The organism is Pseudomonas delhiensis (assembly GCF_900187975.1).
In the GTDB taxonomy this organism is placed as follows: Bacteria; Pseudomonadota; Gammaproteobacteria; order Pseudomonadales; family Pseudomonadaceae; genus Pseudomonas; species Pseudomonas delhiensis.
In genome coordinates this window covers 69,984-92,904 of record NZ_FZPC01000006.1, presented here as the reverse complement: position 1 = coordinate 92,904, position 22,921 = coordinate 69,984, and the positions used below count along the sequence as shown (strand labels likewise).

The following is a 22,921-nucleotide window of genomic DNA, read 5'->3' as shown; positions in this document are numbered from 1 at the left end:
GGTTTAAGTCCGGACCGCTAGGGCGGGGTCCAGGATTCTGCCAACACTAAACACTGCAAAGGAGCATCGAAGGGCTTCTCCAGCCATTCACGAGTTCTGACCCGGGCTGCGGTGGGAAAGTTCAGTGGCGGATGAAAAAAATTTCCCCCGGTCCTTTTCAGGGATTCCCGAGCGGTCCCGCAGGGCCCGCCGCACGGGCCCTGCGACCGTTCGTCAGTGGGCTTCGTCCCAGTTCGAACCGCTGCCGGTTTCGACGATGAGCGGTACCGCCAGCTGCGCCGCCGCCCCCATCAGTTCCCGCAGTTTCGCCGCCACTTCCTCGACCAGTCCCTCGCGCACCTCCAGCACCAGTTCGTCATGCACCTGGAGGATGACCCGGGCATCGACGCCGCTGGCCTGCAGCCAGTTGTCCACGTCGACCATGGCGCGCTTCATGATGTCCGCCGCGGTGCCCTGCATGGGCGCGTTGATCGCGGTGCGCTCGGCGGCCTTGCGCATGGCCTGGTTCTTCGAGCCGATTTCCGGCAGGTACAGGCGGCGGCCGAAGAGCGTCTCGACGTAGCCCTGCTCGGCGGCCTGGGCGCGGGTGCGCTCCATGTAGGCCAGCACCCCGGGGTAGCGGGCGAAGTAGCGGTCGATGTAGGCCTGGGCCTCCTTGCGCTCGACGCCGATCTGCTTGGCCAGGCCGAAGGCGCTCATGCCGTAGATCAGGCCGAAGTTGATGGCCTTGGCGCGGCGGCGCTGCTCCGGCGTGACCTCGTCCAGCGCCAGGCCGAAGACCTCGGCGGCGGTGGCGCGGTGCACGTCGCGGTCGTGGCGGAAGGCGTCCAGCAGGCCTTCGTCCTGGGCCAGGTGGGCCATGATGCGCAGCTCGATCTGCGAGTAGTCGGCCGACAGCAGCCGGCAGCCCGCGGGGGCGACGAAGGCCTGGCGGATGCGCCGGCCCTCGGCGGTGCGGATCGGGATGTTCTGCAGGTTCGGATCGGTGGAGGACAACCGCCCGGTGGCCGCCACCGCCTGGTGGTAGCTGGTGTGGATGCGCCCGGTGCGCGGGTTGATCTGTTCCGGCAGCTTGTCGGTGTAGGTGCTCTTGAGCTTGCTCAGGGAGCGGTACTGCATGATCACCTTGGGCAGTTCGTAGTCCTGCTCGGCCAGGTCGGCCAGCACGTTCTCGGCGGTGGACGGCTGGCCGGTGGCGGTCTTGGCCAGCACCGGCAGGCCGAGTTTCTCGTAGAGGATGGCGCCGAGCTGCTTGGGCGAGCCGAGGTTGAACTCCTCGCCGGCCAGCTCGAAGGACTTGCGCTCCAGTTCGACCATTTTCTCTCCCAGTTCGCGGCTCTGCAGCCCCAGGAGGTTGGCATCGACCAGCGCGCCGTTGCGCTCGATGCGCGCCAGCACCGGCACCAGCGGCATCTCGATCCCGGTCAACACCCTGGCCAGCGGCGGGATGGCCTGCAGCTTCTCCCACAGGGCCTGGTGCAGGCGCAGGGTCACGTCGGCGTCCTCGGCGGCGTAGGGGCCGGCCTGCTCCAGGGCGATCTGGTCGAAGGTCAGCTGCTTGGCGCCCTTGCCGGCGATGTCCTCGAAGCGGATGGTGCTGTGGCCCAGGTACTTCAGCGCCAGGCTGTCCATGTCGTGGCGGGTGGCGGTGGAGTTGAGCACGTAGGACTCGAGCATGGTGTCGAAGGCCACGCCCCGCACGGCGATCGGCGTGCTGGCGTTGGCCAGGACGTTGATGTCGTACTTGGCGTGCTGGCCGACCTTGGCCTTGCCCGGGTCTTCCAGCAGCGGCTTGAGGGCCTTGAGCACGGCGTCGCGGTCCAGCTGCTGGGGCACGCCCATGTAGCTGTGGGCCAGGGGCACGTAGGCCGCCTCGCCCGGCTCGACGGCGAAGGAAACGCCCACCAGCTGCGCCTGCTGGGCGTCGATGCTGGTGGTCTCGGTGTCGAAGGCGAACAGATCGGCGGCCTGCAGCTTCTGCAGCCAGGCATCGAAGGCGGCCTGCTCCAGCACCGTTTCATAGCGCGATTCCTGGGCCGGGGCATCCTCGGCGGGGCTCTCGCCGGCCTCCTTGGCCTCGCGCAGCAGGTCGTCCAGCCAGTTCTTGAACTCCAGCTGGCGGTACAGCTCGATCAGCGCCTCGCGGTCCGGCTCGCCCGGGTGCAGCGCATCCAGCTCGACGTCCAGGGCGACGTCGGTCTTGATGGTGGCCAGCTGGTAGGACAGGTAGGCCTGCTCGCGGTTTTCCTCGAGCTTGGCCGGCAGCCCCTTGGCGCCGCGGATCGGCAGCTCGGGCACCTTGTCCAGGCTGGCATAGAGCACGTCGAGGCCGCCGCCGACGCCGGTGAGCAGGCCCAGCGCGGTCTTCTCGCCGACCCCGGGCACGCCGGGGATGTTGTCGACCTTGTCGCCCATCAGCGCCAGGTAGTCGATGATCAGCTCAGGACCGACGCCGAATTTCTCTTTCACGCCATCCACGTCCAGCGTGCTACCGGTCATGGTGTTGACCAGCGTAATGTGCCCGTCGACCAATTGGGCCATGTCCTTGTCGCCGGTGGAGATCACCACCGGGCGCTGCGCCGCGGCGCTGCCGCGGGCCAGGGTGCCGATCACGTCGTCGGCCTCCACCCCCTCCACGCACAGCAGCGGCAGCCCGAGCGCTCGCACCGCCGCGTGCAGCGGCTCGATCTGCACCCGCAGCTCGTCCGGCATCGGCGGGCGGTGCGACTTGTACTCGGCGAACAGCTCGTCGCGGAAGGTCGGGCCCTTGGCATCGAAGACCACCGCGAAGGGGCTGTCGGGGTACTGCTTGCGCAGGCTCTTGAGCATGTTCAGCACCCCCTTCACCGCGCCCGTGGGCATGCCGGTGGAGGTGGTCAGCGGCGGCAGGGCATGGAAGGCGCGGTACAGGTAGGAAGAGCCGTCCACGAGGACGAGGGGTGCTTGACTCATGAGTGGAATCAACCTTTTCCGGAGGCCAGGGGCTAGAATGACCCCAGCCGAATCGACAAAGGAACAAGGTTATCATGCGCAGTCGCAAACGCTGGTTGCTCGCCGCCCTGCTGGCCGTATCCCCCCTGGCCGCCATGGCGGTGGACGAGGAAGCGCCGACGCCCGAACCGGATGTGACCATCCGCCAGGAGGGCGACAAGACCATCCAGGAATACCGGGTCAACGGCTTCCTCTACGCCATCAAGGTCACGCCCAAGCATGGCAAGCCGTACTTCCTGGTGCGCCAGGACGGCAGCGATGGCAATTTCATCCGTTCCGACCAGCCGGACAAGCTGATCCCGCAGTGGCAGATCTTCAGCTGGTAACCCATCAACCCCATGGCGCTCACGAGGCCTGAGCATGTCGGTATTCACCCCTCTTGAGCGTTCCACCCTGGAAGGCTTCCTCGCCCCCTACGGACTGGGGCGCCTCCAGGACTTCCGCGGCATCCCCGAGGGCTCGGAGAACAGCAACTTCTTCATCAGCCTGGAACGCGGCGAATTCGTCCTGACCCTGGTCGAGCGCGGCCCGGTGCAGGACCTGCCGTTCTTCGTCGAACTGCTGGACGTGCTCCACGAGGCCGACCTGCCGGTGCCCTACGCCCTGCGCACCGAGGCCGGCGAGGCCCTGCGCCAGCTGGAAGGCAAGCCGGCGCTGCTGCAGCCGCGCCTGCCCGGCCGCCACGAGCGCCAGCCCAACGCCCACCATTGCGGCGAGGTCGGCGCGCTGCTGGCGCGCCTGCACCTGGCCACCCGCGGGCGCATCATCGAACGCCCCAGCGACCGCGGCCTGAGCTGGATGCTGCACCAGGGCGAGCAGCTCGCCTCGCACCTGGCCCCGGCCCCGCGCGAACTGCTGGAGAACGCCCTGGAGGAAATCGCCCGCCTGCTCGCCGAACAGCCCGAGCTGCCGCGCGCCAACCTGCACGCCGACCTGTTCCGCGACAACGTGCTGTTCGACGGCCCGCACCTGGCCGGGGTGATCGACTTCTACAACGCCTGCTCGGGCTGGATGCTCTACGACCTGGCGATCACCCTGAACGACTGGTGCTCCCACGAAGACGGCGAACTCGACGGCCCCCGCGCCCGCGCCTTGCTGGCCGCCTACGCCAGCCGCCGGCCGTTCACCGCCCTGGAGGCGGAGCTATGGCCGGAGATGTTGCGCGTGGCCTGCGTACGCTTCTGGCTGTCGCGCCTGATCGCCGCCGAGGCCTTCGCCGGCCAGGACGTGCTGATCCACGATCCGGGCGAGTTCGAACGGCGCCTGGCGAAGCGGCAGCAGGTGGAGATTCATTTGCCGTTTGCGTTGTAGGGCGTATAGCCGTTCGCGGTCATACGCCGATACACCTCCCCGCGATTCGCGCCAGAACCTCCGGCTATCGCGGACAAAGTCCTACAGGTTGACACCGAACCTTCCGCCCACGCCGGACGGCTCCCTCTCCCGCTTGCGGGAGAGGGCTGGGGAGAGGGTGCGGAGTCGAGCCGGAATATGGCTGCTGCCGGTAGGCACCGTTCGCGAGCAAGCTCGCTCCTACGAAGAGCATTTCGGCGTGGCCTGCAAGACAGTTGCTCCTACGGGGGAACGCCGTGCCTCGGGACGATATGGGGTCGAAACATTTATCCACAGCGCCGCTCACGCCCGGCAGCACGGGGCTGCGATACTCGCGGCCCGCCTTCCGGAGACCGCCATGACCAGCCTGATCCTCGGCCCGCTCGCCATCCCCATGCCCCAGGCCCTGCTCTACCTGGGCTTCCTCGCCGCGCTGCTGGGCGGCTGGCTGGCCGGACGCAGGCGTGGCGGAAACCCCGAGGGCGCGCTCTTCGCCATGCTCCTGGCCGGCCTGCTGGTGGCGCGCCTGGCCTTCGTCGCGCGCTACGCCGGGCAATACGCGGCGGCGCCCTGGAGCGTGCTGGACATCCGCGACGGCGGCTTCCTGGCCTGGCCGGGCGCCCTCGCCGCGGCATTGCTCGGCACCTGGCTGGCCTGGCGCAACAACGGCCTGCGCCGGCCGCTGGCCATCGCCCTGGTGAGCGGCCTCTGCGTCTGGGGTAGCGGCAAGGCGGTGGTCTCCGCCCTGGACCGCGGCCAGCGACTGCCGGCCCTGGCGCTGAGCGACCTGCAAGGCCGGCCGGTGAATCTCGGCCAGTTGGACGGCCGCCCGCTGGTGGTCAACCTCTGGGCCACCTGGTGCCCGCCCTGCCGACGCGAGATGCCGGTGCTGGAAGCCGCCCAGCAGGCGCGCCCGGACGTGCGCTTCGTGCTGGTCAACCAGGGCGAACCGGCCGAAGCCATCACCAGCTTCCTCGCCAGCCAGAACCTGAAGCCCAGGGAAGTCCTGCTCGACAGCGGCAACCAGTTCGGCCAGGCCACCGGCGCCTACGGCATGCCGACCACCTTCTTCTACGCCGCCGACGGCCGCCTGCGCCACAGCCACATGGGCGAGCTGTCCGCCGCCAGCCTGGAGCATGGCCTGCAGCAGTTGGCCGAGCCCCGGCGCTGAGCCGGGGCCGGCCGAACCCACGCTACTGGATCTGCTCCGGCGTCACTATCACCCAGTTCTTGTCCGCGGTGACCGGCTGGCCCAGCCTGGCCTGGGCCTCGGCGTTCTTCTTGATCATGCCGTCGAGCTGGTCCATGTACTTGGCCTTGCGGTTTATCCACAGGTGGATGCCGTTCTCGGCGGTGCCGTTGAACAGCATGTAGCCGTCGCTGCTGGGGGTGTCGCCGCCGACCAGGATGGGGCGCTTCCACGGGTCGATGTAGGTGAGGATGGCGGCCTGCTTGCCGGCCATCCAGGTCGCCGGGGTCCACAGGTAGGGGGTGATCTCCAGGTCCAGGTTGGCCTTGGGATCGTACTTGCCTTCGCTGATCTGCTTGCGCGCGGTGGTCAGTGCGCCGGTCTTGCGGTCCTTGAGCAGGGTGGTGACGCCGATGACGTTCTCCGGCTTCACGTTGTAGCCGTACTTCGGATCGCTGGCGACCATGCGCACCAGTTCCTCGTGGGCGGCGGTCATCACGTAGACCTCGATGCCGTTCTCCATCAGCTTGTTGTACAGCTCCTGCTGGCCGGTGAAGACTCTGGGCGGCTGGATCTCGATGGTCTTGACCGCGTCGCCCTCGTAGTAGGTGCTGGGAACCGGCTTGCCGTAGGCCATCAGCTCGTCGACGTAGCCCTTGAGTTCCTTGAGGGTGAAGCCGGAGAACACCTGGGCGACCCAGGGGTAGCAGACCAGGTCGTCGACCTCGCAGAGGCGGTAGTAGTAGCTGTTCAGGCTTTCCTTGTGGCCGCCCACGTCCTTGAAGGGGATCAGCTTCAGCGAGGGGTCGAGCTTCTCGCGGGTCAGCACGCCCTTCATTTCCAGGAAGGGCAGCAGCGACTCTTCCAGGTCGTAGCGGTAGCTGGTGTTGTCCATGTCGAAGACGGCGTAGGCGCCCTTGTTGGCGTTGGCCGCGATCAGCGCGTCCAGTTGCTTGGCGGCCGGCGCCGGCCAGTGCGCCAGTTCGGTGGCGGCGAAGGCGGTGCTGGCCAGGCCGCCAAGCAGCAGCGCGGCGAGCAGGGTGCGCATGGGTTTCATCTGGTTTTCCCCCGAGGTGGTCTTGTGGGTGGAAAGACCCGGCGCGGGCCGTTCCCTGGACTAGTCCAGCCTTCACCCTAGCAAAGCCGTGTTGCAGTCCTGCGATGAACGCGACCTCGGGCGTTGCCTGCGCGCCAGGACTTGGCCAGGAGCGACAGGGCATGCCTGGAAGCGGCGGGGCGGCGCAACGGGCCGCCCCGCCGGTGGCTCAGAGAATCTCCTCGGGCGTGACCACCAGCCAGTTCCTGTCGGCGCTGGCCGGCTGGCCGAGGGCGGACTGGGCCTCGGCGTTGGCCTTGATCATGGCGTCGAGCTGGTCCATGTAGCTGGCCTTGCGGTTCACCCACAGGCGCAGGCCGTCGTCCGCGGTGCTGTGGAACAGCATGTGGCCGTCGTTGCTGGGCGAGTCGCCGCCCACCAGGATGGGCTTCTTCCACGGGTCGATGTAGGTCTGGATGGCCGCCGTCTTGCCGGCCATCCAGGTGCCCGGCGTCCACAGGTAGGGGGTGAACTCCAGGTCCAGGTTGGCCTGGGGATCGTACTTGCCTTCGGCGATCTGCCGGCGCGCGGTGGTCACCGCGCCGGTCTTGCGGTCCTTGAGCAGGGTGCTGACGCCGATGACGTTCTCCGGCTTCACGTTGTAGCCGTACTTCGGGTCGCTGGCGACCATGCGCACCAGTTCCTCGTGGGAGGCGGTGAGGATGTAGACCTCGATGCCGTGCTCCATCATCCGGTTGAACAGTTCCTGCTGGCCGCTGAACAACTGTGGCGGCTGCACCTCGACGCTGCGCAGGGTGTCGCCGTCGTAGTAGTCGCTCTTGACCGGCTTGCCGCTCGCCATCATGGCGTCGACGTGGCCCTTGAGCTCGCGCAGGGTCAGGCCGGAAAGCGCCTGGGCGGCCCAGGGGTAGCAGACGCGATGGTCGAACTCGCACAGGCGGGTGTAGTAGCTATTCAGGCTTTCCTTATGGTCCTTGCGGTCCTTGAAGGGAATCAGCGCCAGCGACGGGTCCAGTTTCTCCCGCGTCAGCACGCCGTGGTTCTCCAGGTACGGCAGCAGCGCCTCGGCCACGTCGTAGCGGTAGCTGGTGTTGTCCATGTCGAAGACGGCGTAGGCGCCCTTGTTGGCGTTGGCCGCGATCAGCGCGTCGAGCCGCTTCGCCGCGGGCGCCGGCCAGTGCTGGAGTTCGGTGGTGGCCACGGCATCGTTGGCCAGGCCGCCGAGCAACAGGATGCCGAACAGTAGTCCACAGGTTTTCATCGAATGTTCCCCCGGTTGCGAATGTCGGGGAAGGCGCGGCGATGCGGGTTTGGGCCCATCATTGGCGCCGGGCGTTTTCCCCTCCTGCGCGACCGTAGCAAGGGGGAAAAGGGGCAGACAGGCGGTCGGGCGTCGCATGCGCATTCCGGCCGCAGGGGCCTGGAAACGTCCTACGGCCTACTCCAGAATTTCCACCTGAGGCAGTCGCATTGCACTGACTTCGGCGAGAAGAAAGTCCCTCAGACGGCGCAGGCGCTCCTGCTGCCGGCGCGCCTTTGGCCACACCAGGTAGTAGCTCTCGCCGCTGGCCACAGCGCTGGGCCAGGGCAGGGCCAGGCGGCCGGCGGCGGCGTCCTCGGCGACCATCACCAGGTCGCCGATGGATAGGCCGTAGCCGCGGGTGGCCGCGACTATGCCCAGCTCCAGGGTGTCGAACACCTGGCCGCCCTTGAGCGACACCTGGTCGCACAGCCCCATGCGCTGCAGCCAGCGGCGCCAGTCGCGGCGATCCGGCGTGGGGTGCAGCAGTTCCGCGGCGGCCAGCCGCTCGACGTCCCAGGGGCCGTCGTCGAGCAGTTGCGGGGCGCCGACCGGGATCAGCCACTCGGGGAACAGCAGGCGGCTTTCCCATTCCGCGGGGAAATGCCCATCGCCGAGCAGCACCGCGCAGTCGAAGGGCTCGCGGGCGAAATCCACCGCGTCGACGTCCATCCAGGCGCTGGTCAGCTGCACCTCGATGTCGCTGTTGGCCATGCGGAAGATGCTCAGGCGCGGCAGCAGCCAGCGCATGGTCAGGGTCGAGGGGGCCTTCAGGCGCAGCACGTCCTCGTCGCTGTGCAGGCTGGCGCAGGCGCGCTCCAGGGCGTCGAAGCCATCGCGCAGGCCCGGCTGCAGCAGGCGCGCCGGCTCGGTCAGGCGCAGCTGGCGGCCCTGGCGCTGGAACAGCTGGCAGTCGAAGTGTTCCTCCAGGGTGCGCACGTGGCGGCTCACCGCGCTCTGGGTGATGGCCAGCTCCTCGGCGGCGCGGGTGAAGGAGGCGTGCCGGGCGGCCGCCTCGAAGGCGCGCAGGGCATAGAGCGGTGGCAGGCGGCGGGACATGGCGGGCCTTCATGCATGAGTCTGACTCATGTATTGCATCGCTTTTTTCCTTTTGTGGGAAGGCCCCACGCCCCACCAGAATGGGCCAATCGACGAACCCGGGACGCGCCGGACGCGGTCCAGCCCAAACCAGACTCATGCCATGCACACCCCCTACCACACCGAACTGCGGGCGATCCTGCGCCTGGCCGGGCCGCTGATCGCCGCCCAACTGGCCTATGTCGCCATGGTCTTCACCGACACCCTGATGATGGGCAAGCTCGGCCCCGAGGCCCTGGCCGCCGGTGGCCTGGGCGCCTCCACCTACGCTTTCGTCTCCACCGTGTGCAGCGGCGTGGTGGCGGCCACCGGCAACCTGGTGGCGATCCGGCATGGCGCGCGCGACAGCGCCGGCGCGGCCGCCGCCACCCGCGCCGGGCTGTGGGTCGGCCTGGGCCTGGCGCTGCTGGCCGGCAGCCTGCTGTGGAACCTGGAGGCGCCGCTGCTGGCGCTCGGCCAGGCGCCGGCGACGGTGCACGGCACCATGAGTTTTCTGCACAGCATTCTCTTCGCCCTGCCCGGCTACCTGGCCTTCATGGTGCTGCGCGGCTTCACCTGCGCCATCGAGCGGCCCGGCCCGGTGATGGCCATCAGCGTGCTCGGCGCGCTGGCCAACCTGGGCCTGAACTACGCCTTCCTCGAAGGCTGGTTCGGCCTGCCGCGCCTGGGCCTGGCCGGCATCGGCCTGGTCACCGCCATCGTGATGAACGCCCTGCCGCTGATCCTCGCGCTGTACCTGCGCTGGCACCCGGCCTACGCCGGCTACCCGCTGTTGCGCGGCCTGGGCCGGCCGCAGCGCGGGCAGGTCGCCGAGACCCTGCGCCTGGGCCTGCCGATCGGCGGCACCTACGCGGTGGAGTCGGGGATGTTCGCCGTGGCCACCCTGTGCATGGGCGCCATCGGCACCACGGCGCTGGCCGCGCACCAGATCGCCATCCAGTCGGTGTACCTGGCCTTCATGGTGCCGGTGGGGATTTCCTACGCGGTGACCTTCCGCATCGGCCAGCACTACGGCGCCGGCCGCCTGCCCGAGGCGCGCCGCGCCGGACGGGTGGGCATCGGCTTCGGCGCACTGTGCATGTTCGCCTTCGCCCTGCTGTTCTGGCTGGCGCCGCGCCAGGTCATCGGCCTGTTCCTGGACCTCGACCAGCCAGCCAACCAGGCGGTGGTGCAACTGGCCGCGGGCCTGCTGGCGATCGCCGCCTGGTTCGAGCTGTTCGACGGCCTGCAGAGCATCGCCATGGGCGCCATCCGCGGCCTCAAGGACGCCCGCACCACCTTCCTGGTGGGCCTGGCCGGCTACTGGCTGGCGGGCGTGCCGCTGGCCTGGCTGCTGGCCTTCCCCTTCGGCTGGGGCCCGCACGGCGTCTGGTGGGGGCTGGCGGCGGGGCTGGCATGCACCGCGCTGGGCCTGTGCCTGGCCTTCGAGGCGCGCACCGCGCGCCTGCTGCGCCCGGCCGTGGCGCCGGGCCTCAGTTACCGGCCGGGTCCCGCTGCCTGAGCGCGCGCCCGGCGCCGAACACCAGGAAGCGCGCCAGCTCCGCCAGCGGCAGCGGGCGGCTGATCCAGTAGCCCTGCACCTGGTCGCAGCCGAACTGGCGCAGCAGCTGCCGCTGTTCGGCGCTTTCCACGCCCTCGGCGACCACTTCCAGGTTGAGGTTGTGCGCCAGGTTGATCATGGCCCGCACCAGTTGGCGGTTCTCCGCGCGCTCGGACATGCCGCCGACGAAGCTCTTGTCGATCTTCAGCAGGGTGATCGGCAGGCTGTTGAGGTGGACGAAGGAGGAGAAACCGGTGCCGAAGTCGTCCAGGGAGAAGCGCACCCCCAGTTGCCCCAGCGTCTGCATGGTCTGCAGGACCTGCTCGCTGCGGCGCATCACGGCGGTTTCGGTGAGTTCGAATTCCAGCCAGCGCGCATCCACCCCGCGCTCGGCGATCAGCCGTTGCAGCGTGGGCAGCAACTGGCTGTCCTGGAACTGGCGGAACGACAGGTTGATGGCCATGTGCAGCGGCGGCAGGCCGCGCCCGAGCAGCCACTGCATGTCGCGCAGGGCGCGGGCGATCACCCAGTAGCCCAGCGGCACGATCAGCCCGCTCTCCTCGGCCAGGGGCACGAAGTCCCCCGGGGTGAGCAGCCCGCGGCTGGGGTGGCGCCAGCGCACCAGGGCCTCGAGGCCGACGATGGTGTCGCTCTCCAGGTCCAGGCGCGGCTGGTAGTGCAGCTCCAGTTCGTCGCGGCGCAGGGCCCGGCGCAGCTCGCTCTCCAGCTCGGCCAGGCTGCGCGCGCCGCGGTTGATGCGTTCGTCGAACAGGTGGAAGGTGCAGCCCTGGCCCATCTTGGCCTGCTGCATGGCGATGTGCGCGTGCCACATCAGGGCGTCGGCGCTGTCGCCGGACCGGGCATGGGCCAGGCCCAGGCTGCAGCCCAGCAGCAGGCTCTCGCCCTCCACCCAGTAGGGCTCGCCCAGCACCTCGACGATGCGCTCGGCCAGGCGTTCGGCGCGCCGCGGGTCGCGGCGGGTGTCCAGCAGCAGGGCGAACTCGTCGCTGCCCAGGCGGGCCAGGCGGTCGCCGTGCTCCAGCTGCGAGCGCAGGCGCGCCACCACCTGCAGGATCAGGCGGTCGCCGGCCTGGTGGCCGAGGGCGTCGTTGACGTGGCGGAAGTTGTCCAGGTCGAGGTGGCCGAGGGCCAGGCCGCGGCCCTGGAACTCGTCCAGCTGCGCGGCCAGCAGGGTCTGGAAGCCCTGGCGGTTGGCGATGCCGGTCAGCGGGTCCTGCTCGGCCAGGCGCTGCAGGGTGGCCTCCAGGCCGCTGCGCTCGCGGGCGTAGCGCAGGGAACGGCGCAGCACCTCGGCGCTCAGTTGCGGCGGCGTCAGCCAGTCGGCCACGCCGGCCGGCGCCTGCGCCGGCTCGCGCTCCAGCAGCAGGATGACCGGCAGCCGGCAGTTCTCCCGCGAGGGCAGCCGGCCCGGGGTGGCCAGCACCAGGCCGACCTCGTCCTCGTCGAACAGGCTGCGGGCGGACTCCCAGGAAGGTGCGGTGATCAGCGAATAGGCATTGCCCAGCGCGGCGAGATGCTCGCGCAGCAGCTGGGCCCACTGCGGCGTTTCGGCCAGCAGGAGCAGGCGCGTGGACTCGACCGACGCAGCCAAGCGACCCCCATGAAAAGAAAAGGAATACCCCGGGCGCCATCCCATGCCCCGGCCATCCGGATTGGCGTTCCAGCGCCCGTGCGTTGCCGTCTGTCGGTGCGGAACCAAGGAAACTCTTCAGAGTTTTCTTCAACTAATGCTGCCACAAGCCTAATACAAGTATGAATTTATCCAAAACGACGAAACGCGACGGCGTCACAGATCGCCGTTTTTCCGCAGCCCCGGGCGGGGCTGGTAGAATGGCCGCCCGCTTCGCCATCGATACCCTTCCCGACCCATGTCCCGACTCAACCCCCGGCAGCAAGAGGCCGTGAACTACGTCGGCGGCCCCCTGCTGGTGCTGGCCGGCGCCGGCTCCGGCAAGACCAGCGTGATCACCCGCAAGATCGCCTACCTGGTCCAGCAGTGCGGCATCCGCGCCCAGTACATCGTCGCCGTCACCTTCACCAACAAGGCCGCGCGCGAGATGAAGGAGCGCGTCAGCACCCTGCTGCGCCCCGGCGAGGGCAAGGGCCTGACCGTCTCCACCTTCCACAACCTGGGCCTGAACATCATCCGCAAGGAATACGCCGCCCTGGGCTACAAGCCCGGCTTCTCGATCTTCGACGAGAGCGACGTGAAGGCGCTGATGACGGACATCATGCAGAAGGAGTATTCCGGCGACGACGGCCTGGACGAGATCAAGGGCCTGATCGGTACCTGGAAGAACGACCTGATCCTGCCCGAGGAAGCCCTGGCCAAGGCGCGCAACCCCAAGGAACAGACCGCGGCCATGGTCTACCTGCACTACCAGCGCACCCTGCGCGCGTACAACGCGGTGGACTTCGACGACCTGATCCTGCAGCCGGTGAAGCTGTTCCAGGACAACCCCGACATCCTCGACAAGTGGCGCAACCGCGTGCGCTACATGCTGGTGGACGAATACCAGGACACCAACGCCAGCCAGTACCTGCTGGTGAAGCTGCTGGTGCAGCAGCGCGCGCACTTCACCGTGGTCGGCGACGACGACCAGTCGATCTACGCCTGGCGCGGCGCGCGCCCGGAAAACCTGATGCAGCTGAAGGAAGACTTCCCCTCGCTGAAGGTGGTGATGCTGGAGCAGAACTACCGCTCCACCAGCCGCATCCTCAAGTGCGCCAACGTGCTCATCGCCAACAACCCCCACGTGTTCGAGAAGCAGCTGTGGAGCGAGATGGGCGAAGGCGACCCGATCCGGGTGATCCGCTGCCGCAACGAGGAGGCCGAGGCCGAGCGGGTGGCCATGGAGATCCTCACCATCCACCTGAAGACCGAGCGGCCCTACAGCGAATTCGCCATCCTCTACCGGGGCAACTACCAGGCCAAGCTGATCGAGCTGAAGTTGCAGCACCACCAGATTCCCTATCGCCTGTCCGGCGGCACCAGCTTCTTCGCCCGCCAGGAAGTGAAGGACCTGATGTCCTACTTCCGCCTGCTGGTGAACCCGGACGACGACAACGCCTTCCTCCGGGTGATCAACGTGCCGCGCCGCGAGATCGGCTCGGCGACCCTGGAGAAGCTCGGCAACTACGCCACCGAGCGCGGCTGCTCGATGTTCGCCGCCACCGGCGAGCTGGGCCTGGGCGAGCACCTGGATGCCCGCTACGTCGAGCGCCTGCAGCGCTTCAAGCGCTTCATCGACAAGGTCCGCGAGCAGTGCGCCGGCTCCGACCCGATCGGCGCGCTGCGCAGCATGGTGATGGACATCGACTACGAGAACTGGCTGCGGCAGAACGCCTCCAGCGACAAGGTCGCCGACTTCCGCATGGGCAACGTCTGGTTCCTCATCGAGGCGCTGAAGAACACCCTGGAGCGCGACGAGGACGGCGACATGACCATCGAGCAGGCCATCGCCAAGCTGGTCCTGCGCGACATGCTCGAACGCCAGCAGGAGGAAGAGGAAGGCGCCGACGGCGTGCAGATGATGACCCTGCACGCGTCCAAGGGCCTGGAATTCCCCTACGTGTTCATCCTCGGCGTGGAGGAGGAGATCCTCCCCCACCGCTCCAGCATCGAGGCCGACAGCATCGAGGAAGAGCGGCGCCTGGCCTACGTCGGCATCACCCGGGCGAAGAAGAACCTGGCCATGACCTTCGCCGCCAAGCGCAAGCAGTACGGCGAGATCATCGACTGCTCGCCGAGCCGCTTCCTCGACGAGCTGCCGCCGGAGGACCTGGTCTGGGAAGGTCAGGAGGACGCGCCCCAGGAAGTGAAGGCGGCCAAGGGCAACGCCGCCCTGGCGGACATCCGCGCGCTGCTCAAGCGCTGAGCCCGGCAGGGCCTGCGTCTTCGTAGGAGCAACTATCGCGATGGCCGTCCGGCACGGACGGGAAATGCGCCGCCAACCTATAGGAGCGGGCCCTGCCAGCGATTCGCGCGCAGGGCGCGCTCCTACAAGGGAATGCCACGGCGACGGCCAGCGGAAGCTGTCCACCCGATCAGCTTCTTCTTTTGTCGGAAGGTCGCGCAGGCCGGTGCTTCCGAGGTAGAATTGCGCGCTTCACCCGCGACAGCAGCTTCGCCAGGAAGCACCAAAATTGAACACCCTCAAAGACAAAATCCGTAGCGAAGGCATCGTCCTGTCGGACCAGGTCCTCAAGGTAGACGCCTTCCTCAACCACCAGATCGACCCGCTGCTGATGAAGCAGATCGGCCACGAGTTCGCCGAGCGCTTCAAGGGCCAGGGCATCACCAAGATCGTCACCATCGAGGCCTCGGGCATCGCCCCGGCGGTCATGGCCGGCCTCGAACTGGGCATCCCGGTGATCTTCGCCCGCAAGTTCCAGTCGCTGACGCTGAAGAACGACCTGCTGATCTCCAAGGTGTTCTCCTTCACCAAGCAGACCGAGAGCACCATCGCCATCTCCGCGCGGCACCTGACCGCCGCCGACCACGTGCTGGTGATCGACGACTTCCTCGCCAACGGCCATGCCGCCAAGGCGCTGATCGACCTGATCCAGCAGGCCGGGGCGAGCATCTCCGGCCTGGGCATCGTCATCGAGAAGTCCTTCCAGGACGGCCGCAAGCTGCTGGAAAGCGAAGGCTACCGCGTCGAATCCCTGGCCCGGGTGAAGTCCCTGGCGGGCGGCGAGGTCGAGTTCCTCGACTGATCCGGACCGAGACGTGAAAAAGGCGGGCGCCCGGCCAGGGTTCCCGCCTTTTTTCGTGCCCTTCATGCTCTTCGTAGGAGCGAGCTTGCTCGCGAACCGCTTCGGCGCGCCAGGTCTGTTCGCGAGCAACAACTAGGCGCCCCCCCTCGCTCCTACACAAAGCCGTTCCGGGTGGCCTGCAGGCCGGCGAGGATCAGCCGCTGGTAGAGCTCTTCGCGCAAGCCGTCCGGCTGCTCCAGGCCCATGCGCGCCAGGTGCGCCGGGAAGGCCTCCGGCGCCGGCGCGTCCAGGGTGGCCTTGCCCAGTTCGAGTATCTCGCTGAGCCTGAGCTTGCTCTTCAGCCAGGTCAGCGCCCGCAGCAGGTCGCGTTCCTCCGGGGTGAAATCGCAGCCCAGCGGGTATTCCGGCAATGCCTCGCGGTGCTGCGCGCACACCGCCCGCAGGCGTTCGGGCAGGTTGTCGCGGTAGCGCCGGTCCAGCTCGAAGTCCGCCGGCAGCTTGCCCGCCGCCTTGGCCTCGGCGATCAGGCCGTCCTGGAAGCGCGAGTCGGCGATGGCCAGCAGCGCTTCGATCACCTCGGCGTCGTTCCGGCCGCGCAGGTCGGCGATGCCGTACTCGGTCACCACCATGTCGCGCAGGTGCCGCGGGATGGTGGTGTGGCCGTAGTTCCAGACGATGTTCGAGCTGACCTCGCCGCCGTTCTCGCGCCAGCTGCGCAGCAGCAGGATGGAGCGCCCGCCGTGCAGCTCGTGGGCCTGGGCGACGAAGTTGTACTGCCCGCCGACGCCGCTGACCACGCGGCCGTCCTCCAGTTGGTCGGCCACCCCGGCGCCGAGCAGGGTCACGGTGAAGGCGCTGTTGATGAAGCGCGCGTCGCGGCGCTGCTGGCGCTTGAGTTCCTCGTCGCGGTAGAGGTTGTTGACGAAGCCGATGCCGGTCATGCCGATGCCGGCCAGGCGTTCGGCCGGCAGCTCGCGCAGGCGCTGGTAGAAGGCCCGCGGGCCGAGGAAGAAGCCGCCATGCAGCCAGACGCCGCCGGGCACGGCCTCGCCGGCGTCCGCGCGCCGCTGCTGCGCCCGTGGATGGACCCGCCGCCCCAGCACCCCGGCCTCGGCCAGGTCCAGCAGGCCCGGCACGAACATCTCGCTGCAGCCGTAGAGGCCTTCGCTGAAGGGGCCCAGCCCGCCCTCGCGGTCGATCAGTTGCCCGTGGCGCTGCGGCACCGCCAGGGCCGCCAGCAGCTCGCGGTAGGCGACGTTGTCGCGCTGGCGCAGCAGCAGCGCCGAGGTCACGGCATCGCCCATGGCGCCGATGCCGACCTGCAGGGTGCCGCCGTCGCGCACCAGGGCGCTGGCGTGCAGGCCGATGCAGTGGTCCTGCCAGCCCACCGGCATGTAGGGCGTGGAGAACAGCGTGCTGGTGTCCGCCGGCTGTTCCACCAGCAGGTCGAAGACGTCCTCGTCGACCTCGGCGTCGCCCGGCATGTACGGCAGGTCGCGGTGCACCACGGCGATGCAGAGGATGCGCTCGCCGGCCGCGCGGCGGCGGCGCAGCATGGGCAGCAGGTCGAGGGTGATGTCCGGGTTGCACGACAGGCTAAGCCTGCCGGGGCGCGCCGGGTCGCGGGCGACCAGCTGGGCCACGGCGTTGATGCCCTTGGCGTCGAGGTCGCGGGCGACGTGGCTGTAGTTGCAGCTGATGTAGTTCTGCTGCGCCGGCGCGCTGTCCAGCAGGCTGCCCGGCTGCAGGTAGAACTCCTCGACGCGCACGTTCGGCGGCAGGCTGCCCTGGCGCAGGTCGCGCAGGTAGTCGAGCTCCGGGTAGTCGCCATACAGGCGCTCGACGAAGGGCTCGAGGAAGCGCCGCTGCAGCTCGCTACCGGCCCGGGGCCGGCCCAGCGACAGCGCGGTGTAGAGCGTCAGCTGGCGCGCCGGCTGCTCGCCCAGGCGCCGGTAGAGCTGGTTGACCAGGTGGTTGGGCTTGCCCAGGCCCAGGGGCAGGCCCAGGCGTATCGGGCCATCGAGCCCGGCCAGCAATCGGTCGACGGCTTCGTCGAGGGTGCAGCGGTGCGCCAAGGTGCGGTCCTCCGTGGGTTCCCTGTCCAGTTTGGACCGGAAACCGCCGGGGACGCTCCGGCGTCTTTTCATTCAAGCGATGCGCTGGTTCGGCGAAGGTGCTCAACCTACCTCCGCGCCCTCACCCCAGCCCTCTCCCGGAGGGAGAGGGGGCCGTTCGTGCCACCGGGGTGGCCGGCGTGGCCGGTGAATCCAATCGCGGGCAGTTGCTCCTGCGCCCGTGCTTCCCTGAACCGTAGGGGCAACTGTCTTCTGGGCTCCGTCGTTCGCGGGAATGACTGGATCGAAATTCGCGTCTTCCATCTCGCCCCATTGTAGGAGCGGGCCCTGCCCGCGAATCGCGCGCAGGGCGCGCTCCTACAGGTGGGACAGCGTTGGCGGGGTAGGAGCGGACGCTGTTCACGATGGCGCCGCGTCCCGCGTTCGCGGGAATGACGGGTTGGGGATCGGAGCGCAGTGCCATAACCGCAAACGAAGCCCCCCTATGAAAAATGCCGTTTCCCCAACCAGAGAAACGGCATTCTTTCCTAAGCGGACAGCATCAGCCCGTAAGCGGCTTTTCCTGTCGGGTCAGGCCGTGGATCAGAGGCCGGACATGTGCTTGATGGCGGCCTTCAGCTCGTCGTCCGAGCAGTCGGCGCAGGTGCCTTTCGGCGGCATGGCGTTGATGCCGGAGATAGCCTTGGCCAGCAGGCCATCGAGGCCGCCCTGCTCCTTGGCGCGCTTGCCCCACTCGGCCTTGTCGCCGACCTTGGGCGCACCCAGCAGGCCGGTGCCATGGCAGTTGGTGCAGGTCTTGCCGACGATCTCTTCGCCCGAACGCGGCGCACCGCCACCTCCGGAGGAAGCGACGGCGCCGACGCCCTCGCACTCCTTGCCCTGGACGCAGACCTTGCCCACCGGTTCCAGGCGCTTGGCGATGTCGTCATTGGTCGTGGCTTGGGCGCCAGCGGCCATCAGGGCCAGTACGGCGGCCTGGGCCACCAGGATTTTCTTTATCAGGTTCACCCTTTTACCCTCATCGTGGCTTGTACGCCCGGGCACGGTATCCATCGCAGTCTAGGTAGCGCGGGCGGGCGCAAGTATAACGGAAGACCGCGCGCCTGAAACAATTGCAAGGGCCGCGGAGGCCTTGCGTCATACGGTCGCAGGCGGCTCAGCCGCCTCTAAAAATTTGCCGGAGTCGTCGCGCTGATCAGCCTCGCCGGCGCCTCGAAGGGGTTGCGGAAGCGGTGCGGGCGGGTACTGTCGAAATAGTAGCTGTCGCCGCTTTCGAGGATGTACACCTCATCGCCGACGGTCAGCTCCAGGCGGCCTTCGACCAGCACGCCGGTCTCCTCGCCTTCGTGGGAGTACATGTCGTTGCCGGTATCGGCGCCTGGCGGGTAGGTCTCGTCGAGCAGCGTGATGGCGCGGCTGGGGTAGGCCTTGCCGATCAGCTTCATGACGATGTCGCCGTCGGACAGGTCGCTGAGTTCGTCCGCCTTGTAGACCACCTGGGTGTTGCTGTCCTGCTCGATGTCCAGCGAGAAGAATTCCACCAGGGACATGGGAATGCCGCCCAGCACCTTCTTCAGGGAGCTGATCGACGGGCTGACGCTGTTCTTCTCGATCATCGAGATGGTGCTGTTGGTGACGCCCGCGCGCTTGGCGAGTTCACGCTGGGACAGCCCTTTGAGTTTGCGGATGGCTTGCAGACGAGCGCCAACGTCCAAGGGTGGAGTCCTCCTTAATTTCTTGTTCTGCCAGGCTCTAACGGCCGGAACCCGCCTGCGCCTTGCGGCGAGCGGGTTCCGAAGTGCTCCGTATCATGGCAACACCGTTCAGTATTTACAACAGATCGGTCTCAGATACTGCGCAAACTTTACGCAGTTCGTCGCTCAGTCGCCGCTGTAGACACGCGGTACGCGCTTGAGGTTGCAGAACAATTGGTAGGGGATGCTGCCGCACAGGCTGGCGAGTGCGCTGGCCGGGACGTTCGGCCCCCACAGCTCGACGCGGCTGCCAAGGCCGGCGCCGGGCAGGTCGGTGAGGTCGACGGTGAGCATGTCCATGGACACCCGGCCGATGATGCGGCTGGCCTGGCCGTCGATGAACACCGGGGTGCCGTCCGGCGCGTGGCGCGGGTAGCCGTCGGCGTAGCCCATGGCGACCACGCCGACGCGCACCGGGCGCTCGGCGACGTAGCGCGCGCCATAGCCCACCGGCTCGCCGGCCGGCAGTTCGCGCACGCCGATGACCTGCGACTCGAGGGTCATCACCGGGCGCAGCTGGTCGGCCAGCGGCTGGGCCTGTTCGAAGGGGGTGGCGCCGTAGAGCATGATGCCCGGGCGCACCCAGTCGCTGGGCACGTCCGGCCAGCCGAGTATGCCGGGGGAATTGCGCAGGCTGACCTCGAACGGCTGGCCCAGGCCGGCGCGCACGGCCTCGAAGGCGGCGACCTGCTCCTCGGTGCGCACGCAGTCCAGCTCGTCGGCGCGGGCGAAGTGGCTCATCAGCACCACCTTGGCCACGTGCGGCAGGGCCTGCAGGCGCGCCAGGGCGGCGGCGTAGTCCTGCGGGAAGAAGCCGACGCGGTGCATGCCCGAGTCCATCTTCAGCCAGAGCGTCAGCGGCCTGGCCGGGCGCGCGCGCTCGATGGCCTCCAGTTGCCAGGCCGAGTGCACCACGCACCAGAAGTCATGGCGCTCGATCAGCTCCAGCTCGCTGGCCTCGAAGAAACCTTCCAGCAGCAGGATGGGCGCGCGGATGCCGGCTTCGCGCAGCTCCAGGGCCTCTTCGATGCAAGCCACGGCGAAGCCGTCGGCTTCCGCCTCCAGGGCCCTGGCGCAGCGCACCGCGCCGTGGCCGTAGGCATCGGCCTTGACCACCGCCAGCGCACGCGCGCCACTGACTTCGCGGGCCAGGCGGTAGTTGTGGCGCAGGGCCTGGAGGTCGATCAGGGCACGGGCTGGACGCATGGCGGGAACTCTCTGTTATTCGGGTACGGCGCAGCCGCGGGCGAACCCGCGCCCACGAAGGCCGTGAAGCAAAAAAAGGCCTGGCAATCCGACCAGGCCCCACGCAAAGGTTTACGGCAGCGCCGCGACCACCGACATCTCCACCAGGATCTCCGGCTCGCAGAGCCTGGCCTCCACGGTGGCGCGGGCCGGGGCGGTGCCTTGCGGCAGCCACTGGTCCCAGACGGCGTTCATGCCGGCGAAGTGCGCGTCTATGTCCTTCAGGTAGATGGTCACCGAGAGGATGCGCGTCTTGTCGGTGCCGGCCTCTTCGAGCAGGCGCTCGATGCTGGCCAGGACCTCGCGGGTCTGCCGTTCGATGCCGGCGCCCATGTCGTCGCCCACCTGGCCCGCCAGGTAGACGGTGCCGTTGTGGACGACGACCTGGCTCATGCGGCCATTAGTGTGCAGGCGCTGGATGGCCATTCTGAGCCTCCGAGGCGTTGCTGTAGCGGGAAATGTCCAGGCCGTCGGTGCTGATCTGCGGGCGCTTCTTCGCCATCAGGTCGGCCAGGTAGCGGCCCGAGCCGCAGGCCATGGTCCAGCCCAGGGTGCCGTGGCCGGTGTTCAGGTACAGGTTGCGGTAGCGGGTGCCGCCGACGATCGGGGTGCCGTCCGGGGTGGCCGGGCGCAGGCCGGTCCAGAAGGTCGCCTGGCTGACGTCGCCGCCCTCGGGGTAGAGGTCGGTGGTGATCATTTCCAGGGTTTCGCGGCGGCGCGGGTTCAGCGACAGGTCGAAACCGGCGATCTCGGCCATGCCGCCGACGCGGATGCGCTGGTCGAAGCGGGTGATGGCGACCTTGTAGGTCTCGTCGAGGATGGTCGAGGTCGGCGCCATGTCCGGGTTGGTGATCGGCACGGTCAGCGAGTAGCCCTTGAGCGGGTAGACCGGGGCATTGATGCCCAGCGGCTTGAGCATCTGCGGCGAGTAGCTGCCCAGGGCCAGCACGTAGTGGTCGGCGGTGACCAGCTGGCCATCGATCCAGACGCCGTTGATGCGGTCGCCGGCGAAGTCCAGGCGCTGGATGTTCTGGTTGAAGCGGAACTCCACGCCCAGGCCCTGGGCCAGCTCGGCCAGCCTGGTGGTGAACATCTGGCAGTCGCCGGTCTGGTCGTTGGGCAGGCGCAGGGCGCCGACCAGCTTGTCGGCCACCTTGGCCAGGGCCGGCTCGACGCGGGCGATGCCGGCGCGGTCGAGGACTTCATAGGGCACGCCGGAGCTTTCCAGCACGGCGATGTCCTTGGCGGCGGAGTCGAGCTGGGCCTGGGTGCGGAACAGCTGGGTGGTGCCCAGGGTGCGGCCTTCGTAGGCGATGCCGGTCTCGGCGCGCAGCTCGTCGAGGCAGTCGCGGCTGTACTCGGACAGGCGCACCATGCGCTCCTTGTTCACCGCGTAGCTGGCGGCGTTGCAGTTGCGCAGCATCTGCCACATCCAGGCGTACTGGCTGGGGTCGCCGGTGAGCTTGATGGCCAGCGGCGCATGCTTCTCCAGCAGCCACTTCATGGCCTTGAGCGGGATGCCCGGGGCGGCCCAGGGCGAGGCATAGCCGGGGGAAACCTGGCCGGCGTTGGCGAAGCTGGTTTCCAGGGCCGGGCCGGGTTGGCGGTCGACCACCACCACTTCGAAGCCGGAACGGGCCAGATAGTAAGCACTGGCGGTGCCGATCACACCGCTGCCAAGGACCAGAACGCGCATCGCTGCCTCCTACGTCGCGTGGGGCACGCGACGTTTCTTATTTTGAACGTCAGATGCGCGCAGTATAGGAATTCGACCGCAGAAATAATCACTATTTAACAGGCGTTAATTAAAGAAAATTCTTGGCACAAAGGCCTTCCTTGGAGGCGCATCCACCAGGCAACCCACAAGAACACCTGAAAAACCCATAGCCATGCAACTATGCCGGATTGCGGTTTTCAGCAACTAATTCGGCGGGCTTCGGCGAACACGGGAATTACTCCCGCCGGGGGCGGGGCCGGCAGGAATAAGCGCTGCCGCGACGGCGGGTCGCAGGCGCCGCCCGACAGGCGGCGGCGCCAGGGAAATCCCCTTACTTGCGCACCCACTTGCCGTTGAGCTGGATGTATTGCCCGGCCGGGGTGCGGTCCATGGCCTTCTTCCCGGCTAGGGCCTCCACGTCGCCGAGCTTGGCGCCGCTCTGGCCGGCCACCTTCTGGTACTCGGCGCGGCGCGCGGCGTTGATCTGGGCGGCGATGTCGGCCGCCTGGCCGCTGTTGCTGACCACCCCGAGGTAGCCGTCGGGCTGCTCGCCGACCAGGCCCTGGGCCTTGGCCCCGCCCAGGGCCGACATGGCCTGCTCCAGGCTCATGGCCAGGGCCGGCAGGCTGACGCAAAGGGCCAGCAGGGCGACGCCGAGTTTGCTGCGCAGTGTCATCTAGAAGCTCCTCAGAACAGACCGCTGTTCTCGTTGATGATGCCATCCAGGGCCTTGTCGACCTTGATGTAGATCTCGTGCTCGATCTTCACGTTGAGGTTGATGTTGATCGGCTCCTTGGGCGCCGCCAGCTGTACCGTCGGCGTACAGCCCTGGCTGAGCCCGAGCAGGGCCAGGACGGCGATGAGTGCGCTTGGGCGCATGCGGTTC

At 68.2% G+C, this 22,921-nt stretch carries 19 protein-coding genes; 6 read left to right on the top strand and 13 right to left on the bottom strand.

What is annotated here, in order from left to right:
- Positions 1-213: 213 nt before the first annotated feature.
- A complete protein-coding gene (gene polA / locus CHC02_RS07055; RefSeq protein ID WP_089390776.1) occupies positions 214-2,952 on the bottom strand; it encodes a DNA polymerase I in 2,739 nt (912 codons plus the stop codon).
- 74 nt (positions 2,953-3,026) lie between these two features.
- Here polA and CHC02_RS07050 point away from each other — a divergent pair, with 74 nt between their 5' ends.
- From CHC02_RS07050 to CHC02_RS07040, 3 genes are all read left to right on the top strand, one after another.
- A complete protein-coding gene (locus CHC02_RS07050; RefSeq protein WP_089390775.1) occupies positions 3,027-3,317 on the top strand; it encodes a DUF2782 domain-containing protein in 291 nt (96 codons plus the stop codon).
- A 34-nt stretch (positions 3,318-3,351) separates the two neighbouring features.
- On the top strand, positions 3,352-4,302 hold the full coding sequence (locus CHC02_RS07045; RefSeq protein ID WP_089390774.1) for a homoserine kinase: 951 nt from the start codon (positions 3,352-3,354) through the stop codon (positions 4,300-4,302).
- A 376-nt stretch (positions 4,303-4,678) separates the two neighbouring features.
- A complete protein-coding gene (locus tag CHC02_RS07040; RefSeq protein WP_089390773.1) occupies positions 4,679-5,491 on the top strand; it encodes a prolipoprotein diacylglyceryl transferase family protein in 813 nt (270 codons plus the stop codon).
- Positions 5,492-5,513: 22 nt separating this feature from the next.
- Here the strand turns inward: CHC02_RS07040 and CHC02_RS07035 are convergent, their stop codons facing one another.
- From CHC02_RS07035 to CHC02_RS07025, 3 genes are all read right to left on the bottom strand, one after another.
- Positions 5,514-6,566, bottom strand: coding sequence for a haloacid dehalogenase-like hydrolase (locus tag CHC02_RS07035; RefSeq protein ID WP_371921193.1), 1,053 nt, complete (start codon positions 6,564-6,566; stop codon positions 5,514-5,516).
- A 208-nt stretch (positions 6,567-6,774) separates the two neighbouring features.
- Entirely contained in the window at positions 6,775-7,827 is a 1,053-nt protein-coding gene (locus CHC02_RS07030) for an HAD family hydrolase (protein ID WP_089390772.1), read from the bottom strand.
- A 177-nt stretch (positions 7,828-8,004) separates the two neighbouring features.
- Complete coding sequence (locus tag CHC02_RS07025) at positions 8,005-8,925, bottom strand: LysR substrate-binding domain-containing protein (RefSeq protein ID WP_089390771.1); 921 nt, start codon at positions 8,923-8,925, stop codon at positions 8,005-8,007.
- A 142-nt stretch (positions 8,926-9,067) separates the two neighbouring features.
- On the opposite strand from CHC02_RS07025, the gene CHC02_RS07020 reads away from it, so the two are divergent.
- Positions 9,068-10,465 (top strand): NorM family multidrug efflux MATE transporter, encoded by a 1,398-nt coding sequence (locus tag CHC02_RS07020; RefSeq protein WP_089390770.1) that lies wholly within the window; start codon positions 9,068-9,070, stop codon positions 10,463-10,465.
- On the opposite strand, the gene CHC02_RS07015 is transcribed toward CHC02_RS07020, so the two are convergent.
- A complete protein-coding gene (locus CHC02_RS07015; RefSeq protein ID WP_425262385.1) occupies positions 10,437-12,161 on the bottom strand; it encodes a putative bifunctional diguanylate cyclase/phosphodiesterase in 1,725 nt (574 codons plus the stop codon). The genes CHC02_RS07020 and CHC02_RS07015 overlap by 29 nt on opposite strands.
- A 232-nt stretch (positions 12,162-12,393) precedes the next feature.
- Between CHC02_RS07015 and rep the strand changes: the two genes are divergently transcribed.
- Positions 12,394-14,403 carry a DNA helicase Rep gene (gene rep / locus CHC02_RS07010; protein WP_089390768.1) on the top strand — a complete coding sequence of 670 codons (2,010 nt, stop codon included), beginning with the start codon at positions 12,394-12,396 and terminating at the stop codon, positions 14,401-14,403.
- Between the two features lie 268 nt (positions 14,404-14,671).
- Positions 14,672-15,244 (top strand): xanthine phosphoribosyltransferase, encoded by a 573-nt coding sequence (locus tag CHC02_RS07005; RefSeq protein WP_089390767.1) that lies wholly within the window; start codon positions 14,672-14,674, stop codon positions 15,242-15,244.
- Positions 15,245-15,396: 152 nt separating this feature from the next.
- Here the strand turns inward: CHC02_RS07005 and CHC02_RS07000 are convergent, their stop codons facing one another.
- From CHC02_RS07000 to CHC02_RS06965, 8 genes are all read right to left on the bottom strand, one after another.
- Positions 15,397-17,250, bottom strand: a complete 1,854-nt coding sequence (locus tag CHC02_RS07000; protein WP_089390918.1) for an acetyl-CoA hydrolase/transferase C-terminal domain-containing protein — start codon at positions 17,248-17,250, stop codon at positions 15,397-15,399.
- A gap of 651 nt (positions 17,251-17,901) precedes the next feature.
- On the bottom strand, positions 17,902-18,327 hold the full coding sequence (locus tag CHC02_RS06995; protein ID WP_341845126.1) for a c-type cytochrome: 426 nt from the start codon (positions 18,325-18,327) through the stop codon (positions 17,902-17,904).
- Positions 18,328-18,485: 158 nt separating this feature from the next.
- Positions 18,486-19,034, bottom strand: coding sequence for a cupin domain-containing protein (locus tag CHC02_RS06990; protein WP_089390766.1), 549 nt, complete (start codon positions 19,032-19,034; stop codon positions 18,486-18,488).
- Positions 19,035-19,199: 165 nt separating this feature from the next.
- Entirely contained in the window at positions 19,200-20,279 is a 1,080-nt protein-coding gene (alr, locus tag CHC02_RS06985; RefSeq protein WP_089390765.1) for an alanine racemase, read from the bottom strand.
- A 111-nt stretch (positions 20,280-20,390) separates the two neighbouring features.
- Positions 20,391-20,744: a RidA family protein gene (locus CHC02_RS06980; protein WP_089390764.1), complete on the bottom strand. Its 354-nt coding sequence runs from the start codon at positions 20,742-20,744 to the stop codon at positions 20,391-20,393.
- On the bottom strand, positions 20,719-22,014 hold the full coding sequence (gene dadA / locus CHC02_RS06975) for a D-amino acid dehydrogenase (protein WP_089390763.1): 1,296 nt from the start codon (positions 22,012-22,014) through the stop codon (positions 20,719-20,721). Before dadA ends, CHC02_RS06980 begins: the two co-directional genes overlap by 26 nt.
- Before the next feature lie 352 nt (positions 22,015-22,366).
- Complete coding sequence (locus tag CHC02_RS06970) at positions 22,367-22,711, bottom strand: YdbL family probable chaperone protein (RefSeq protein ID WP_089390762.1); 345 nt, start codon at positions 22,709-22,711, stop codon at positions 22,367-22,369.
- Positions 22,712-22,722: 11 nt separating this feature from the next.
- Positions 22,723-22,914, bottom strand: a complete 192-nt coding sequence (locus tag CHC02_RS06965) for a YnbE family lipoprotein (RefSeq protein WP_089390761.1) — start codon at positions 22,912-22,914, stop codon at positions 22,723-22,725.
- Positions 22,915-22,921 lie beyond the last annotated feature (7 nt).

Coding starts and splice junctions, on each gene's coding strand:
- rep (WP_089390768.1), top strand. CDS start 12,394: ATGTCCCGACTCAACCCCCGGCAGCAAGAGGCCGTGAACTACGTCGGC.
- CHC02_RS06970 (WP_089390762.1), bottom strand. CDS start 22,711: ATGACACTGCGCAGCAAACTCGGCGTCGCCCTGCTGGCCCTTTGCGTC.
- polA (WP_089390776.1), bottom strand. CDS start 2,952: ATGAGTCAAGCACCCCTCGTCCTCGTGGACGGCTCTTCCTACCTGTAC.
- CHC02_RS07050 (WP_089390775.1), top strand. CDS start 3,027: ATGCGCAGTCGCAAACGCTGGTTGCTCGCCGCCCTGCTGGCCGTATCC.
- CHC02_RS07045 (WP_089390774.1), top strand. CDS start 3,352: ATGTCGGTATTCACCCCTCTTGAGCGTTCCACCCTGGAAGGCTTCCTC.
- CHC02_RS07035 (WP_371921193.1), bottom strand. CDS start 6,566: ATGAAACCCATGCGCACCCTGCTCGCCGCGCTGCTGCTTGGCGGCCTG.
- CHC02_RS07025 (WP_089390771.1), bottom strand. CDS start 8,925: ATGTCCCGCCGCCTGCCACCGCTCTATGCCCTGCGCGCCTTCGAGGCG.
- CHC02_RS07040 (WP_089390773.1), top strand. CDS start 4,679: ATGACCAGCCTGATCCTCGGCCCGCTCGCCATCCCCATGCCCCAGGCC.
- CHC02_RS07020 (WP_089390770.1), top strand. CDS start 9,068: ATGCACACCCCCTACCACACCGAACTGCGGGCGATCCTGCGCCTGGCC.
- CHC02_RS07030 (WP_089390772.1), bottom strand. CDS start 7,827: ATGAAAACCTGTGGACTACTGTTCGGCATCCTGTTGCTCGGCGGCCTG.
- CHC02_RS06965 (WP_089390761.1), bottom strand. CDS start 22,914: ATGCGCCCAAGCGCACTCATCGCCGTCCTGGCCCTGCTCGGGCTCAGC.
- CHC02_RS07015 (WP_425262385.1), bottom strand. CDS start 12,161: ATGGGATGGCGCCCGGGGTATTCCTTTTCTTTTCATGGGGGTCGCTTG.
- dadA (WP_089390763.1), bottom strand. CDS start 22,014: ATGCGCGTTCTGGTCCTTGGCAGCGGTGTGATCGGCACCGCCAGTGCT.
- CHC02_RS06980 (WP_089390764.1), bottom strand. CDS start 20,744: ATGGCCATCCAGCGCCTGCACACTAATGGCCGCATGAGCCAGGTCGTC.
- alr (WP_089390765.1), bottom strand. CDS start 20,279: ATGCGTCCAGCCCGTGCCCTGATCGACCTCCAGGCCCTGCGCCACAAC.